This window comes from Okeania sp. SIO2F4 (genome assembly GCF_010672385.1).
GTDB lineage: Bacteria > Cyanobacteriota > Cyanobacteriia > Cyanobacteriales > Microcoleaceae > Trichodesmium.
The window spans coordinates 4,741-18,434 of record NZ_JAAHGT010000075.1 but is presented as its reverse complement, the minus strand read 5'-3'; the positions used below and the strand labels follow the sequence as shown (position 1 = coordinate 18,434).

Annotated in this window: 9 protein-coding genes; 4 read left to right on the top strand and 5 right to left on the bottom strand. The window is 35.5% G+C overall.

Annotation, left to right across the window (positions count from 1 at the left end):
• Positions 1-742: 742 nt before the first annotated feature.
• Entirely contained in the window at positions 743-2,176 is a 1,434-nt protein-coding gene (locus F6K22_RS07465) for an ankyrin repeat domain-containing protein (protein ID WP_293095299.1), read from the bottom strand.
• A 992-nt stretch (positions 2,177-3,168) separates the two neighbouring features.
• Here F6K22_RS07465 and F6K22_RS07460 point away from each other — a divergent pair.
• From F6K22_RS07460 to F6K22_RS07445, 4 genes are all read left to right on the top strand, one after another.
• The gene (locus F6K22_RS07460) at positions 3,169-4,251 is read left to right on the top strand and encodes a thiamine phosphate synthase (RefSeq protein WP_293095297.1); all 1,083 of its coding nucleotides are present in this window, start codon (positions 3,169-3,171) and stop codon (positions 4,249-4,251) included.
• Between the two features lie 185 nt (positions 4,252-4,436).
• Complete coding sequence (gene thiS / locus F6K22_RS07455) at positions 4,437-4,655, top strand: sulfur carrier protein ThiS (protein ID WP_094673453.1); 219 nt, start codon at positions 4,437-4,439, stop codon at positions 4,653-4,655.
• Between the two features lie 827 nt (positions 4,656-5,482).
• Entirely contained in the window at positions 5,483-6,436 is a 954-nt protein-coding gene (locus tag F6K22_RS07450) for a DUF1517 domain-containing protein (RefSeq protein ID WP_293095291.1), read from the top strand.
• A 1,339-nt stretch (positions 6,437-7,775) separates the two neighbouring features.
• A complete protein-coding gene (locus tag F6K22_RS07445) occupies positions 7,776-8,612 on the top strand; it encodes a CYTH domain-containing protein (protein WP_293095289.1) in 837 nt (278 codons plus the stop codon).
• Positions 8,613-8,926: 314 nt separating this feature from the next.
• Here F6K22_RS07445 and F6K22_RS07440 read toward each other — a convergent pair whose 3' ends face one another.
• The 4 genes from F6K22_RS07440 to F6K22_RS07425 all read right to left on the bottom strand — a co-directional run bounded on the left by F6K22_RS07440 (position 8,927) and on the right by F6K22_RS07425 (position 13,399).
• Positions 8,927-9,394 (bottom strand): hypothetical protein, encoded by a 468-nt coding sequence (locus tag F6K22_RS07440; protein WP_293095287.1) that lies wholly within the window; start codon positions 9,392-9,394, stop codon positions 8,927-8,929.
• A gap of 3 nt (positions 9,395-9,397) precedes the next feature.
• On the bottom strand, positions 9,398-9,757 hold the full coding sequence (locus tag F6K22_RS07435) for a hypothetical protein (RefSeq protein ID WP_293095284.1): 360 nt from the start codon (positions 9,755-9,757) through the stop codon (positions 9,398-9,400).
• Positions 9,758-10,017: 260 nt separating this feature from the next.
• Positions 10,018-10,308: a hypothetical protein gene (locus F6K22_RS07430; protein ID WP_293095282.1), complete on the bottom strand. Its 291-nt coding sequence runs from the start codon at positions 10,306-10,308 to the stop codon at positions 10,018-10,020.
• A 763-nt stretch (positions 10,309-11,071) separates the two neighbouring features.
• Positions 11,072-13,399, bottom strand: a complete 2,328-nt coding sequence (locus tag F6K22_RS07425) for a heavy metal translocating P-type ATPase (protein WP_293095280.1) — start codon at positions 13,397-13,399, stop codon at positions 11,072-11,074.
• Between the last annotated feature and the right edge of the window lie 295 nt (positions 13,400-13,694).

Here is a 13,694-nt window from a genome sequence, read left to right as displayed (position 1 = left end):
GTTATTATATTTTGTCAAGTATCTTTTAGGGACTTCCAAATAAAAAATTATCCCATTAGCTATGAAAATAAGGGAGTAGGGAAGAAATTGAAAAAGTAAGGGAGTAGGGAGTAACCAATAACGATAGAGTACAAAAATTGGGATAATTTATTTTTTGCTATTCCCTTATTATGGGGTGTTTTGAACAAAGATTCAAATTTTTGTAAAGATAATTTGATTCTTTAAAGATAATGGGTCATTTCAGTTATCAGTTATCAGTTATCAGTACCGACCGCTAAAACTGGAGGTTTGAAATACTGAAGTTGATTTTTTTTTTCATCCCCTATTAGGGGAGGCTTTACACCTGATTTTTTGGTCATGGAGAGGAAAGAAAGAAAGTATAAGGAAGAGAAAGAGGGAAAGTTTTTTGTTAGCATAAGCAGAATGGAGTTCTATTGCTAATTAAGCTGCCACGATCTAAGTCTTGATATATCTAGCAAAACTTATATCAATTCACTTTAAAGATGTCACAAATAATTTGAAACTTTAGATTTGAAATAATTTCCCTAAATTACTTTAGTATCAAAGTTTTGAGCCTATAAAATCTTACTTTTAACTGTCTTGAGTGCGTCTTACATTCTGTTCGCGGAGCGTTTCCGCAGGAAATGGAGACCTCAGAATTACCCACTCGCTTTTGACTTTTTACTTCCGTAAAATGGTCTTATTTTTAGAGATATAAATAGAACTTTGCAATTACCCGAAATTATTTTATATCTCCATCTATTTTGTTCTTAAGAAACTCTACTATTGCCTGATTGTCGATACTATTTAGGGGAGTTTCGCCATAATTATTTTTGACATTCACATCTGCTCCATGAGAAATTAACAAAGCAGCTACTTTCTGGTTATCTACTTTATGTAGAGGAGTTTCACCATAATTATTTTTGGCATTCACATTTGCTCCATTAGCGATTAAAATTGTAGCCACATCTTGATTATCTCTAGCATAATGTAAAGGAGTTTCACCATAATTATCTCTAGCATTAACATCTGCTCCATCCGCAATTAAAATGACAGCTAATTGAGCTAACTTAGCGTAATGTAATGGGGTAATACCATCAGCATCTTTAGCATTTACTATTGTTGCTTTTAAATCAGCACCCTGAGTAAATAACAGTTTTGCCACAGATTTAGATGTAGTAAAAATGGGAGTAAATCCCCATTTATTTTTAGCGTTAATATCAGCACCATTAGCAATTAATAATTGAGCAACTTTTAGATTTTCTGTTTGATGTAGGCAAGTATTACCTTCTTGATTTTTAGCGTTAACATTAGCACCATGAACAATTAATAATTGAGCAATTTCCCGATTATCTTTTCCATAATGTAGAGGTGTATTTCCATCTTCATCTTGAATATTTACATTTGCACCATTAGCAATTAGTAGGTCAATTAATTTTTTGTTTTCCAGTGCTACAGCTTCATGTAATAAACTATAATTACCAGAATTAACACTAACATCTGAATCACCAAACTTTGCTCCACGACTAATCATTAATTTTGCCATCTCTTGACTTCGCACATAATCCAAAGGAGTCTGATTATTATTATCTTTAGCATTAATATTTGCTCCCCGATCAATTAATAATTCTGCTGCTGATTGACTATCGTTAGTTACTAGATAATGTAGAGGAGTTTTACCTTTTTTATCTTGAGCATTTATATCGGCTCCATGAGTAATTAATATTTCAGCTACTCCTCGCCGACGAGCATTATGTAGAGGAGTAATACCTTGATTATTTTTAACATTAACATCTGCTCCTTTCTTAACAAGTAAAGCAGTTATTTCCTGACTTTTACTTGCATAATGTAGTGGAGTATTATCATTGTTATTTTTCGCATTAACCTGAGCGCCATTAGCAATTAATATATCTATTACTTCAGACTCATTATCCTGAATAGCATTATGTAATTGTGTATTTCCTTTTGCATCTGCTGTATTAATATTTTGACCAGATGCCAAAAATATTTCTCTTACCTGATAAATCAGTAAATTATCAGTTAAATAATTGAGTGTACCGCCAACAAAAAAGATACCAATACCTATTCCTAATAATACTTTTTTCCGTTGAAATTTCATTAATTGATTTTTCTTGTCATAGATTGATTTTTTGACCTGAATGGATTTTTTAATCATCGAAATTATCAGAAAATAAATAGTGTACTAGATTTTTTTGAGGTAGTCATCCTGAACCAAAGCATGAAAAAAAATGTTACAAATAACGTAAGCATTTCCTAGGTCATGCTACGCAAACAGCCGTCAGCTATTAGCCAGTCTCCTGCAAAGGAACTAAATTAACAGCTATTGAATTTAGAGAGAATTAAAAGTTACTGCCGGTCGTAAGCTCCCTTAACTCTGAGAAGTATTAATTTCAACCTCCCTTTGAAGGGAGATATCTAATTGGTGATAGCTGACTGCTAATAGCTGAATGCTTACCAAATAAAACGCTCGGATAGCGGGAAACTTAATTTCCTATCCTAGAACATAAAGACTTACTTACTACCTAAAATTTATTTGTAGAAAACATTTATTAAATAGGTACTAATCAAAATTTTATTACTACTGAAGCGCGATAGTATAAACAATTAATCTAACAAAAATTTATAGCTATTATAGTCAGGATTTTCTATTAAAATAGCCTAACTATACTTTAGGCTTTCCACTGTCGTCATAAGGGAATAGCAAAAAATAAAATATCCAATTTTTGAACCAGAACTATTTGTTTCGCTACCTAATTTCCCTACTCCCTACTCCCCACTCCCTACTCCCTAAATTCAGGGTAATTGTATATTTTTTGATCTGGAAGTCCCTAATACTAACTAAAATATTTCAAAAATTATCTTAACTATTGTTAAAAGATTGTTTGTCAAGGAAATATAAAAAAGCAGATAACTTATAGGTAACAGCACCTGGTGTAGTTAGTGAACCAATTGCTAAGATTAACTCCGAATTGCTCCTAGTTAACGACTACTATTTAATTTCTATATTGCAGGCAATATTATACTATAAAAAAATCTATATTAGTAGCTTAGTAGCAAAATTTGTCTTAGTCTGCCCCTCACATATTTGAAAGGGCAAGATTATAGTTATTTTGACAAGGTACGATTAAAATTTATAGGATAATTTTTATGGGCGATAAATACAATTGGGATAAGAATGTGCAGCCTGCCGTTCGTCGAATTTTAGATGCTAACTTAGATAGGGCGCGGGAAGGACTGAGAATTATTGAAGAATGGTGTCGCTTTGGCCTCAATAGTATTAACTTGGCCAATGAGTGTAAACAACTACGTCAAGAGATTGGCAGTTGGCATGGCACAGAACTGAGAATGTCCCGCAATACCCCTGGTGACCCTGGTACAGAATTGACTCATCCACAGGAAGAACACCGCTCAGATGTTCAACAACTACTGCAAGTTAACTTTTGTCGCTTAGAAGAAGCACTCAGAGTTCTAGAAGAATATGGAAAAATCTATAACTCCCAGATGGCTTCCGCTTGTAAACAAATACGTTACCGAGTTTATACTATCGAAAGTGGGCTTCTCGCTTATCAAAGAAATCAACAACTGCAAAACTCTTACTTGTATCTCGTCACCTCACCTCAAGAAAGATTAACCGATATAGTAGAAGCTGCTCTTCAGGGAGGATTAACTCTTGTCCAATATCGAAACAAAACAGCAAATGACATTACAAGATTGACAGAAGCACAAAAACTTTGTCAAATTTGTCGTCGCTATGGCGCTCTATTTATTGTTAATGACCGAGTAGACTTAGCGATCGCCACTGATGCAGATGGAGTTCATCTGGGACAAGATGATATACCTATTAATCTTGCCCGACAATTACTTGGCCCTCAGAAGCTCGTAGGTCGTTCTACTACAAACCCAGAAGAAATGAGGCGGGCAATTCAGGAGGAAGCAGATTATATTGGAGTAGGACCAGTATATGAAACTCCTACTAAATCAGATAAAGCAGCAGCAGGTTTAGAATATGTTAGTTATGCTATGAATAATTGTCCTATTCCCTGGTTTGCTATTGGTGGAATTGATATGCAAAACTGTGATGAAGTTCTATCTTCTGGTGCGGAACGTGTATCTGTAGTTAGGGCAATTATGCAAGCAGAGCAACCAACTTTGGTAACTCAATATTTTCTGTCTCAACTAAATCGTTATCAAACTCTACGTTCTCATAATATATTACCCGAAAAAGTCTAGGCTACAAAAGAGGGAGTAGGGGGAGTGTGGGGAGTGTGGGATGAATTTTTTTAGATAAAGAGGAAGCAGAAAGATAGGTTTACCTTGTCTGCAAAGATTCATCTCTTGGTTCAGCAACGTCGGAAGAAATAGTTGATGTATTTAGTTGGATAATTGGTTTTATTTTTTATTATTCGAGATGTCTAATGTCAAATCAAATTACACTTAAAGTTAATGGAGAAACTCGTACCTGTTTACCCCAGACACTCCTACCAAATTTCCTGGAAGAGTTGGGGTTAAATCCCCGTTTGGTAGCTGTAGAATATAATGGCGAGATTCTACATAGACAATTTTGGGATAAAACTGAAATGCAGCCAGGGGATAAATTGGAAATAGTTACTATTGTTGGAGGCGGTGTTGCATGAAGTCAGAAATCAGAAGTCAGAACTCAGAAGTTGAAGTTATATGAGGTTAGTAGGGGTTTGGTCTCCAAACCCTGACTCTAAATACTTACAGCAAATAGATTTGCAAGTCCTATATATTTGGGAAATTTGGCAGAAATATTTAGATACATTACCAAAACTATAGCGCTACATAGAACTCAGAAGTCAGAACTCAGAAGTTGAAGTTATATAAGGTTAGTAGGGGTTTACTCTCCAAACCCTGACTCTAAATACTTACAGCAAATAGATTTTTAAGTCCTATATACTTGGGAAATTTGGCAGAAATTTAGATACATTACCAAAACTATAGCGCTACATAGAACTCAGAAGTCAAAACTCAGAAGTTGAAGTTATATAAGGTTAGTAGGGGTTTGGTCTCCAAACCCTGACTCTAAATACTTACAGCAAATAGATTTGCAAGTCCTATATATTTGGGAAATTTGGCAGAAATTTAGATACATTACCAAAACTATAGCGCTACATAGAACTCAGAAGTCAAAACTCAGAAGTTGAAGTTATATAAGGTTAGTAGGGGTTTGGTCTCCAAACCCTGACTCTAAATACTTACAGCAAATAGATTTGCAAGTCCTATATATTTGGGAAATTTGGCAGAAATATTTAGATACATTACCAAAACTATAGCGCTATAGATAGGCAAAGATTAACCCAGAATACAACATTAAAATTTTAAAATTTGATGCTCTACTACACAAGTAGGGATATCCCAATAATTAAATAACTAGATTTAACTGCACAGTCCAGAGAGAAAGCGGTACATTGAAGATGTATAGCAATATTAACAATTACTTATGAGTAAAAAACTGCTTTCCAACATTAAAGGTATTCTCAAATCATTTTTTGTCATTGGGTTGGTGCTAACCTTAGTTTTCAGTCAAGCTGATGCAGCAATGGCCGCTCGTAGTGGGGGGCGTATGGGCGGTGGGTCATTTAGAATGCCTAGTCGGACCTATACTTCACCTACTCGTACTCCCGGAGGTGGTTACTATCGAGGGGGTGGTTTTGGTTTTCCCTTCTTAATACCTTTCTTTGGTTTCGGTGGGTTTGGTAGTCTATTTACAATTTTGATTTTTATCGCGATCGCTAATTTCTTAGTTAGTAGTTTCCGCAGAGCAAGTTCAGGAGATGAGTTTGAGAACTATAGTGATAACCCGACTGTTTCTGTTGCTCGTGTACAAGTTGGTTTATTAGCAGAAGCTAGGAGTTTACAAACAGACCTCGATAGAATAGCAGAAAATGCTGATACTGGTTCTGCTGTTGGTAGAGTACAAGTTCTCCAAGAGACAACATTATCTTTATTACGTCATCCTGAATATTGGAGTTATGGTGCTGCCCAAAGTGAACAAGCAAGGTTAGACTCCGCAGAGGCAAAATTTAATCAGTATGCTCTGAGTGAACGTAGTAAGTTTTCTGAGGAAACTCTTTCTAACTACAATAATCAATTAATCTCTAAAGATGCTCAAACTTCTTTGCCAGTTAGTGACACTAATGGCGAACTGGTGACTCAACAACCAGAAGCACCAGGGGAATATATTGTAGTTACTATTATTGTGGGTACTCAAGGGAAACTAATATTACCAGCTATTAATAGTACAGAAGACTTGAGACGTGCTTTGAGTCAAATGGGAGCTATTTCTAGTGAACAGTTATTAGCTGTTGAAGTTCTGTGGACTCCTCAAGCAAGTGGGGATACTTTAACTGCTGATGATATGATTGCTGAGTATCCAGATGTTAAATTGATTTAGTTTATTTGCTTGACTTAACTTACGATATTCTCCATCCTTATTTCTCCAAGGGTGGGGAATATTTGTTTTTCATGTTTGATATAGCAGGGAACAGGGAACAGGGAACAGGGAACAGTTGGAAAAACATTTTCTAGTCTAAGGTTCATCATCAGTAATTGTCCTAAGCAATTCTTTCTTAGCTATATAATTTTGTCATTTTATTTTTCAGGTAGCTATAGGGGTTTGGTGACCAAACCCCTACGAATAAATTTCTGGTAGTCATGCATAGTAATGGTATACAAGGAACAAGGAATGTCTGGCACGGGAGCAAGATGCTCCCACTGTTCTGGTAACAAAAATAATGACAATGCACGACCATTAAAATGCACCACCACCAAATTTCTATTTTGTTAACCAAATTATTCTGATTTCTAGAACAGACAAATGAAAAAATAATAAATAAAAATATTTTTTGAAGTTTTTTTCTGGTATTGCCACATATTAATATGTAAGTTTATAATAGCTAAGAAATAGCCGATCGGTAAAATAAAATGTTTTTTTTGGCCAAAAGCTAAATTTTTTCAGGGGCAATGCTTGATTTAAGCAATACTACTCAATAAATAGTTACAGTTACTATTGATGCAATTCCACCGAAAGTATGGAGTTTAAACTTGAAAAAAAACGTTCCTATTTTTTAGGGAAATTTTGAGCAAGGGTATAGCATTATATTAATTTTGTTCAGATTTCAAGAGATGAAAAATTTTGGTTTTAACTCGGCATTTTTGTTGAATTATTTCTGGCAATAAATTGGTAGAAATAATAGCACAAAATCTAATTGCTGTTAACATCATTATTTCAGCAAATAACTTTTACACTAATTCACTTTAAAGATTTCACAAATGGTTTTAAACTTGAGATTTTAAATAATTTCCTGAAGTTACCGAAAAACTAAGTTTTAAAGCCTCTCCTATATGGGAAAAAAGGGGTCGTTTAGCGTTCCGCACAACTTCGTTAACGGCTGTCGCCGAAATGTTTGCGGATCATTCCGTAGGATGGGATGCTGAGGAAACCTAGCCATATCCAATCGACCAAGAGAAGAAAAAATTTTCCTTTTAACCAATCCTCAATGTTTTAAGAAGAGGTAATTATTAATTATTAATTATTAATTGTTAATTATTAATTATTGAATGTAGCCTCAAAGTTTTGAGCCTATAAAAGATTACTTCTGACTTCTGACTTCTAACTTCTGACTTCATTAACCCAGGGGCGCATCTGCTAAAAAACATCCTCAAACTTAAAACTTGAATCAATAAGTTTCAGGTTGTCATAACTCCTACACAGATGCAATAAAAAATTAGTGATGAAGAACTGCAACCAAGCAATTAATTCCAGAGAATATAAACTTATTCTCAACGTTAATCAATTTTATGACCGTGCCCATACCGTAGAAAGATTTGGTAATTTAGTTGAGTTATTAACACAACAGTTTTCAGGAAAATTTATTAGCAGAGAAACAGAAGAAAAATATAGGCAAACTTATTACCTAGATACGCCAAATTTTGATTTGCGTCATTATGGTTTTATCCTGAGAATTAGGCAAGAAAAAAAATATGAACAACCAGAATATCAAGTAACTCTCAAACATCGTGAACCAGACCGTTATTTGTCAGCTTCACAGGATTTATCGGCAACTAAACCAGGTAAAACTAAGTTTGAGGAAGATATTATTCCACCATTTCAAAGCAAGTTTTCTCAGTCAATATCTGTGATTAAAAATAAGCAACCGAACTTTGAAAATATCAAACAGGTGACTAAATTATTTCCTGGATTAAAATCTCTTGATATTCCTGAAAAAACTCCGATTGAGATAGTCAATAATTTTCAAGTTTATGAGGTGGTAAGAAAACTTGGAAATTTACAGTTTGGAGATAAAAATATTGTCAAAACAGATTTAAGTTTTTGGTATTTAAAGCATACAGAAAATTTGCCAGTCATTGCAGAATTTTCTCTTAAGTATCGTATCCCTAAAAAATTGTTAGAATCTCCCAAAAAATTAGAACAATTTCCCATGCCAATGATTCAAGGAACAAATCGTTTATTCAAAGCATTACAGCAACAATGGGAATGGATAAATTTTCATCCTATGACTAAAACTGCTTATGTTTATGGAGAAAAAAAATCTCTGTTAGCTGCTTAAATTAGATGATTAATATAGAGTTAGTAGGGTGCTGTTAGTGATAACGTAACGCACCTAAATCTAAATTATTAAAAACGGTGTTTTACTACTGGACTGACACAACTAAAATGGTGCAATAAGCGTAGGTTGTGTTGACGTAGGAAACCCAAAAACAATAAGGTTTTGTTGGGTTTCGTTGCCTCAACCCAACCTACATTTTTAGGTGTGTCACGCCACTACTGCTGCTCAATAAAATGTAGAAAAGTTTTTGATAAATGGTATTAAGAGGGTTGGGAAAGAATATTTTTCTCCCTATTTAAAGTAGAGAATTTTTATTAATATTTTTCCCAACTTTTATCTTTTAATTTTTCGGCTAAATCTATAGCATCATTCACATTCAAATTACTAATATCAAAGTATTGTTTACTGCTTTGCATACCCCCAGGAGTAGTCTTGCGAAAATTAGTCGGATGTAAATTAGCTAATAAAAATACTCGTGCTGGATACCATGAATCATCAATATAACTACGACGACTTCTAGCAATTTCAACTAATTCTTCATCCGATTTGTTAACGTTTTTCCATTTAATAGAATACTCATCTTCTGACTCAATATCCACAACAGTTTCAATCTTAGCTACCTCATTTACCTGTTTATTTCGATATACTCCAAAATAAAGACTACGACGATGACTATACTGACCACCTTTTGCTGTACAAACATATAGATTATGCTTGATAACATCATCATAAGTTCCAGCACAATTCACAACATCTAGACGATATTTCCAAGAAGGTAACAAATTTTATTCATTAAAATATTCTTCTAAATCGTTAATCGCATCGGCTAGATTTTTTGGTAAACTTTCCAGTTTTATTGATTCTATAAAATCTTCAAAACTAATAGGTAAAAATAAAATTTTATCTACTTCGGCAGTATTTTTGACATTGGAAAAAGCCGGATCGTTAGGTTCATCTTGTTCATAATTAGCAAGAGCAATAAGAACTTTTGCTCCTTGCTTTTGTTTGAGGTTTTCTAGATGACGTAACAATTGTCCTTCATCAAAATTATTTCCCCTTTTAGTTTCAATAAAAATAGAGAAAGGTTCTTGAGTAATTTCTCCATCAGGAATACTTTGTTTTCTTCTTACTTGTTGAGTAAGCATTCAGCAGTCAGCTAGCCTCTTGCCTCCTCCGGAGGAGCTGCGCTAACAGAGGAGCTGCCTCTTACAGAGGAGCTGCCTCTTGCAGAGGAGCTGCGCTAACGCTAACGCTAACAGCTATCAGCCATTAATTCATTATTTTGTCAGGAATTAGTCTTCAAGGAGAATTAAAAGTCCGACAGGAAAAAGGTCATCAGCTAAGGAATGAGAATTAAATAAGATCCACAATTTTTGGCTAGGAGTATTCCACTTAAATGCTTCTGTCAAAAAAATCTGGAAGTTAATAAATCCTCATTCCTAATCTTATTAGTTGCTTTATTCTTTACGAAAATACCAAAAGCTGAATGCTGAATGCTAATAGCTGAATGATTACCTTGTTGAGTAAATTTCACTTCAATTTTTCCAGATAAGCTTTCACCCAGTAGTTTACTCAAAACTTCTGATAAAAATTTGGGATTTTCTTCATAAAGCATTTTTAGAATCAGCAGACAATGGTTTGTAGTCTGATTTTCTCTTTGAGAATAGGAGGGAAAAAGGCGAATATTTCGACTCATTTTAAATCAATATTTTCAGGTATGTTGATATATAGTATCTTTCTATAATTAGTAATAAATAGAATATTCTTGCAGGGACGTTCCATAAAACATCCCTACTAACGGGACTTAAACAAAATAAACTCAAAAAACAGGGTCAAATATAGACGGGCAAAGGCTTTGACGTCAAAAAGGTATAAATCCTGAATTACCAACGGTTCTAGCCATTTTTAGGGCATCAAGGTAATTCCCTTGTCTAGAGAGACTTTGAGGCATTTTTCCGACCATAAAATGTTTAAGTAGCACTAAACCGTTTCATTTAAAATATACATCTCCGATGATTAAAAATCAAATCAATTATCGTCCATAAATCATTAATTCTTTCCCCCTACTCCGTACGGACGTTGCATGCAACGTCCCTACTACTCCCTACTCCCTCTTTTCCGGAGAGGTCTAATAGTCAGGGCTTAGGCATTTCTGAGTCTTAAACACTATGTATCTATAACGTTATAGTTTTTGAACGCTATATAACGCTATATATAGTGTCTCTGCATAAGTCCTGATAGTGAATTATATCATTGGGGGGCGGGTTTATCTGATTAAATGTGAAAACTCCAGAACTTACGCAAATGTACTATATATAGAGTCAAAAAACTATAACGTTATGGTTTTGAACGCTATATATATGGTTTTTGCGTAAATCCTAGACTCATTAATTTAACGCGGAATCCGACCCTACTATTGCAACATTTTAGGTGTGTCACGCTCCTACTTTGGTTTACTTTCAACGAAATGTACTACGCAATAACAAAGAGTTAGTCACAACACTCACCGAACTAAACGCCATTAAAGCACCCGCAGCACTCGGACTAAGAATAATTCCTAAACTCGGCAACAATACCCCCGCAGCTACAGGAATACCAACAATATTATAGGCAAACGCCCAAAAAAGATTTTGACGAATTTTGTTGAAAGTAGTGCGACTCAGTTTAATAGACTCCACCACATCCATCAACTTATCCTGCATCAATACAATATCAGCAGTTTCCACCGCCACATCTGTACCTGCTTGCATCCCAATACCAACATCCGCTTGAGCTAAAGCAGGAGCATCATTAATACCATCTCCTACCATTCCCACCTTCTCACCTTTTGACTGTAAAGTAGCGATCGCCTGAGCTTTACCTTCTGGTGGTACTTCTGCCAAAACATCGTCCGCAGTTAAACCTAACTGTTGCGCAATAGTTTTGGCAACAGAAGAGCGATCGCCTGTCAACAACATTACCCTTAAACCGATATTTTGCAGAAGTTTAACTGTTGCTTGAGCATCATCCCGCAGTGCATCACTAACTCCTATAACTCCAAGTAACACTCCATCCACACTTACATAAACAGTTGTTTTGTCTATTAAAGTGGGAATATTCTTTTGCTCTACAACAACGTTATAGTTTTTCAACCATTCTAAATTTCCGACTAAAGCAAGTTTGCCATCCACAACAGCAGATATTCCTAAACCTGCTTCAGTATAAAAATCTGTTGCTGGCAATAACGCCAAATTCTCTTGCTCTGCTTTTTGTAAAATTGCCTCAGCTAAAGGATGACTCGCACCACTTTCTACAGTAGCAGCAACCTGTAATAACCATTCTGGGTTATCCCCAACAATATCAGTGACGGTCGGATGACCAGTAGTCAATGTTCCAGTTTTGTCAAAGACAATAGTATCTAACTCATGCACCTTTTCCAATACATCCCCACCTTTAATTAACAAACCTCTTTGCGCTCCCACACCCGAACCGACTAATATAGCAGTAGGTGTTGCCAAACCTAACGCACAAGGACAAGCAATAACCAAAACAGCGATCGCCAATTTCAAGCTCAAAAGTAGGGGGGAAGTAGAATGAGTCATTATCATTCCTTCGTGACTGGATGTCTGCAAAACGTGAGACCAAATATTAGTGCCGACAAAATACCAGAATAGAAATGTCACAGAAGCAATAGTCATTACACCATAAGTAAAATATCCTGCCACCGTATCTGCTAAATTTTGAATGGGTGCTTTTCTAGTTTGAGCAGTTTCGACTAATTTGACAATTTGAGCTAATGTAGTTTCCGAACCCGTGCGAGTTGCCTGGATAACTATAGTGCCAGACTTATTAATAGTTCCCGCAGCAACATTAGCACCAAATTCTTTAACTATAGGTATCGACTCCCCAGTAAGCATCGACTCATCCACAGTAGTTTTACCATCACATATTTCTCCATCCACAGGAAATTTTTCCCCAGGCAATACTTGTAAATATTCTCCCACTTTGATTCGTGAGGCAGGAATTTCTAAAGACTCGGCAGAATTATTTTCACCGTTAGGAGGGGGAACTAAACGTGCGGTTGCTGGTTGGAGTGCAATTAATGAATGTAGGGTAGATGCTGCTCGATATCTTGCTTGTTGCTCAAGGGTTTTACCTAAAAGGATGAAACCGAGGATCATTACAGGTTCGTCAAAAAAGCATTCCCATCCCAACTGTGGAAATAACAAGGCAACAATACTAGCAGTATAAGCAGTGACAGCTCCTAAACCAACTAAAGTGTTCATATTGGGAGCGTTGCGTAACATACTCCGAGCGCCGTCGATAATTATTTCTCGCCCTGGTAATAATAAAGCTAGAGTAGCTAATGCTGCATGAAACCAAATATTTCCTACAATGGGAATTTCTACACTAAGGAAGTGACCTAAATGTCCGATACCTGAGAGAATAAGTAGTAAAGAAGCGATCGCTATACGCCATATTTGTTGTTTTATTTCTTGGCGATGACGTTCGGTTTGTTTTTTGGAGGGGTCTGTTTCGGAGGTATCGAGACGTGGTTGAGTGGGGAAACCATTATCTGTGAGTTTTTGGGCGAGGGTATTTGGGTCGATCTGGTTTGTTTCGCATTCAACTGTTGCGACTTCGGTTGCCAGGTTGACGCGAGCGGAGATAACACCTGTTTGTTGGGTTAGTTGACGCTCCACTGCTTTGACACATCCAGCACATTTCATCCCACTGACATCAAGGGTGATAGTTTCTGGTGGGGAATGATTAATTGTTGTTGTTTCTGGTTTGGGTGCAACTTGCATCAAATTTTCTCCAATGATTTGTTAAACTTTCTGTTTTAATTTTTAATATAGAAAAAAAATAGCGATTGTTAAATAAGTAAACCTATTTTTTTAAGATTTTATTTAGTTACCAAGATAAATATTTGCTACAAAATTGATTAAAAAGTTTACTTTCTTATCTAGACCAAAATAGAAATTAGCAATCAGTAATTAGTTTGAAAATTGTATAGGGGACTTTAACTCCCGAATTTTAGCTGAATACTGAATGCTAGTAAAAAAATGGTTTGTTGATAGCTACCTTAGCAATAGCTATAGT